Origin of the sequence: Phaeobacter sp. (genome assembly GCF_022825805.1) — a bacterium.
GTDB lineage: Bacteria > Pseudomonadota > Alphaproteobacteria > Rhodobacterales > Rhodobacteraceae > Phaeobacter.
This window is the reverse complement of record NZ_JAJDWC010000128.1, coordinates 1-3,942: the sequence shown is the minus strand read 5'-3', so window position 1 is coordinate 3,942 and position 3,942 is coordinate 1. Positions and strand designations below refer to the sequence as shown.

Here is a 3,942-nt window from a genome sequence, read left to right as displayed (position 1 = left end):
GCGGCTTCAACCATCTCTATGGCGGCAGCGGCGACGACACGCTTGAGGGCGGGCTGCAGGACGATCACCTCTATGGCGGCGAGGACAACGACCTGCTCATCGGCGGCGATGGCATGGATCGTTTCGAATTCGCGCTGGATTCGGACGGCTTCAATTTCATACCTTTTGGGTCGGATACCGTTTCCGATTTTTCAGGAGGAGATCAACTGGTCATAAACGGTTGGGGGCTGGGCGAGTTGAGTGCAAGCTATAGCCAAATTGGGAATGACACATTGATCACTGTTGAGGCCGGAACCTCCCATGAAAGTTCTATCTTGCTTCAGGACTATCAAATTGACCCGAATGATTGGAGCCTTTCGGGAGAGACGCTTACTCTAATCGGGGTTTGATTTCTTCTCTATTGAAGTGCGCGCCCAAACTGTCGCTATGCTGCGTTAGCAGCGTAGCGGCAGGTCGTGTAATTCTGCTCGTCCGGGACACGACGGTGCGCCGTGACGATCTATGTGGGAAGGTCAAGACGACAGTATGGTCTGAGAAACCAAGAGGCTGTCGGCACACCGCCGTACCAGAGGAGTTTTCCACCAGTTATCGCGCCTGACTGAGCCCTGAAGATGGCCGCAACAGACCAATCTCCAAGGATGTCGCACGGTTTCTTACAACGTGGATATCCGAACAAAAGGGCGGATGTTGAGCGGGCGTTTAGGGTCGTTTCAGAAGACTGATGGGCGCGGTCTATGTTGACGGGGGACGAGCAGCGGCCACTTGTCTGGCAACCCTGTCAAAGCCGGATCTGACGCGCCAATTGCCATGACATATCAAAGGTGCAACCGGCTTAGCTCCTGACGTTGCTTAACTCCGCCAGAAGCAAGAACAGTCATAGGTACCACATCCGTTACGCAAAACGCAGACGATGCATCAGGCGCACAAGCAGATGTCTTGAAAAAAGATGGCGCACCTGAGAGGATTCGAACCTCTGGCCTCTGCCTTCGGAGGGCAGCGCTCTATCCAGCTGAGCTACAGGTGCGTCTGGTAGGCGTATACCTGCGGTCGGTTGGCTCCGCAATGGCAAAATGGGAAAAATCTGTTGTCGGGTAAAACGCTTGCGCCTCTGCGCCAGCAGCTTTTCGTAGCGGCATAGGCCCATTTTCAGAGCGACGCGGGGCAATAAGGCCTCACGAATTCAAACCGGGCAACTGCAAACGCGGCAAATAAAAACCCGCGTCGGAAACGCGGGTTTGACATGTTTTTTTGTGCGCTGCGCCTAGCCGCGCCAACTGCGGACAACGCCGCAATCCATATGAACAAAATTGGAGCGGGCGTATTTGCCAACACCACCGGCGCGACAGGCCATCGCAGCCTTGGCCATCTGCGACACGGAACGGGACGACAGGCGCAGATCGGCAGCCTGGCCGCGCATGTGCAGCGAATTCTTGGCAACGCCGCGGGACCGGCTGCGCAACATCGCGTTGGTTTTTGGGCTGCGATAGCCGGACAACAACATGTAGGGCTCGGTTGCGTCCATCAGGTTATGGGCTGCTGCCATGATATCGATGGTGCGCAGGTCCATGTCCTTCACGTCATCGCTGCGCCAATCGCGCATGAAGTAATTCACCTCTTTCACGGCATCTTTGACGTATTTGCCGTCGATCCAGTAGATCATGTCGATCTTCTCGCCGGTGCGGCCGGAATACATGCGGATGCGGCGGATGTCGCCTGCGCCGCGCAAAAAACCAGCTGCGTTGGAGAAGGTAGGTGCTGCGATAACGGAGGTTGCCGCGAATGCGCCAAGTAGCGCCCTGCGGGAGAGCCCCGATGTGGTAGTGTTGTTAACTGTCACTGCGTTGTCCCGTACGCCTGAAGTCTCTGCCTGGTGCCCGATGTTACGGACGGTTTGTGGTCCTGTTGCCGCGCGCTCACTGTATGACACAGCAAGATTCGCGATCCAAGTTTTCTATATTGCAAGTCGACATATACCGTGAATTTCGGCAATTTTTTGCGCAAAAGGGAAAGATTTTGTTAATTTCCCCGTTTGTTGCAGGGCTGCCGCGCGGCACAAGCCGGGAACTGACGCCAAAAGGCCGCAACCCAGTGTTGCTGGATTGCGCTGCCGCAAAAGTGAATGGACAGGTGGGGCTGGTCTTTACCAGGATTTCATTTAAGGCAGCCCACACTGATTTTGTTTCGTTGTTTAAGGACCGTGACTTGATGAAGCCCGCCCTGTTGACCCGTGTCTTTCCTTCTCTCAAGAGCAGCTTGTTCGCGCTATCGATTGCTGGCGCGCTGACCATAGCAGGGCCATCGGATGGGGCCGCACAGATCACTGCGTTCAAACAGGCGGTGGCAGAGGCCGCGTCTGCAAGCGATCCAGTTGCAGAGTTTTATCGCGCCAACGGGTTTGAGCCGATGTGGACGGGCATGGACGCAGCCTCCACCGCGCGGCGGGCCGCGCTGTTTCGCGCGCTTGCGGAAGCGCCCACCCATGGGTTGCCGGACCGCAGCGCCGAAATTGCCGAGCTGACCGAGCTGTTGGGATCTGTTGCCACAACCCGCGATCTGGGGCGCGCAGAAGTCGCGATGAGCCAGGCACTGGTGTCTTATGCCAGCGATCTGCAAACAGGCCTGTTGCAACCGTCCCGGATTGATGACGGGATCGTGCGCAAGAAACACAAACCCGATTTTGCGGCCTATCTGGTTGGGATGCGTGACCAGCCCGCCGTGTCCTACCTGCGCAGCCTGGCGCCGCAGACTGCACAATACCAATCCTTGCTGCGCCATAAAATGCGTCTCGAAGCAGTGGAGGCTGCCGGGGGATGGGGGCCTGTGGTTCCTGGCAAGAAACTGGAACAGGGCGCGAGCGGACCTGCGGTGATCGCACTGCGCAACCGGCTGATGCGGATGGGCTACCTCGATCGCAGCGCTGCGCGCACCTATGATACCGCGCTGGAGGCTGCAGTTCAGGCGTTTCAGGCCGATCATGGGCTGGAACCTGACGGTGTCGCCGGCGGCGGCACGCTGGCGGAGATCAACAAGCCCGTGTCAGATCGGATCAAATCCGTTCTGGTCGCGATGGAGCGTGAACGCTGGCTGATGCCCGATCTGGGCAGCCGTCATATTCTGGTGAACCAGACCGATTTCACTGCAAAGATCGTCGACAATGGCGACGTTACTTTTGAAACCCGCTCTGTGATCGGCAAAGACACCAGTGATTGCCGCTCGCCAGAGTTTTCCGACATCATGGAGCACATGGTGATCAATCCGAGCTGGTATGTCCCACGCTCCATCATCACCAAAGAATATCTGCCCAAACTGCGCTCTAACCCCAATGCGGTCAGCCACATCGAAATCACCGACAGTCGCGGTCGCAAGGTGAATCGCAGCACAGCGGATTTTTCCCAGTATACCGCGCGGAATTTCCCCTATGCGATGCGCCAGCCTCCAAGCCGTTCCAACGCCTTGGGTTTGGTGAAATTCATGTTCCCGAACAAATACAACATCTACCTGCATGACACGCCCCAAAAGAGCCTGTTTCAGCGAGAGGTACGGGCCTTCTCACACGGGTGTATCCGTTTGGCGCAGCCGTTTGAATTTGCCTATGCGCTGCTGGCCAAACAGACAGAAAACCCCAAGCAGTTCTTTGACCGCATCCTGAACAGCGGCAAAGAAACCAAGGTGGATCTGGAACAGCAGGTGCCGGTGCATATCATCTACCGCACCGCCTTTATGTCGCCGGATGGCAAGGCGGAATATCGCCGCGACATCTATGGGCGTGACGCCAAGGTATGGGCCGCTCTGGAACGGGCAGGGGTGTCGAGAACATTCTGAATTGTCCGGTGTAGGTAACATGCCAATTGTCCGCTTCAGTTAGTACCGCAGCAGCCCAAATCGGAACGAGCCGTAGGCGACTGGAGATTTGGGCTGCTGCGTTCGCACGCGTCGAAGCGG

The 3,942-nt window shown here is 56.9% G+C and carries 2 protein-coding genes, 1 tRNA gene and 1 pseudogene; 2 read left to right on the top strand and 2 right to left on the bottom strand.

Features of this window, described 5'->3' with window-relative positions; genetic code table 11:
- Nucleotides 1-389 (top strand): annotated as a pseudogene (locus Q0C28_RS15080) (hypothetical protein); the annotation flags it as partial.
- A gap of 558 nt (nucleotides 390-947) precedes the next feature.
- On the opposite strand, the gene Q0C28_RS15075 reads toward Q0C28_RS15080, so the two are convergent.
- Both Q0C28_RS15075 and Q0C28_RS15070 read right to left on the bottom strand, forming a co-directional pair.
- Nucleotides 948-1,024 (bottom strand) — tRNA-Arg (locus Q0C28_RS15075).
- 237 nt (nucleotides 1,025-1,261) lie between these two features.
- Nucleotides 1,262-1,837 (bottom strand): DUF882 domain-containing protein, encoded by a 576-nt coding sequence (locus Q0C28_RS15070; protein WP_293576999.1) that lies wholly within the window; start codon nucleotides 1,835-1,837, stop codon nucleotides 1,262-1,264.
- A 368-nt stretch (nucleotides 1,838-2,205) separates the two neighbouring features.
- On the opposite strand from Q0C28_RS15070, the gene Q0C28_RS15065 reads away from it, so the two are divergent.
- Nucleotides 2,206-3,822 carry a L,D-transpeptidase family protein gene (locus Q0C28_RS15065; protein ID WP_293576997.1) on the top strand — a complete coding sequence of 539 codons (1,617 nt, stop codon included), beginning with the start codon at nucleotides 2,206-2,208 and terminating at the stop codon, nucleotides 3,820-3,822.
- Nucleotides 3,823-3,942 lie beyond the last annotated feature (120 nt).

Excerpts from the sequence above, each read along its gene's own strand:
- Q0C28_RS15065 (WP_293576997.1), top strand. The coding sequence starts at position 2,206 with ATGAAGCCCGCCCTGTTGACCCGTGTCTTTCCTTCTCTCAAGAGCAGC.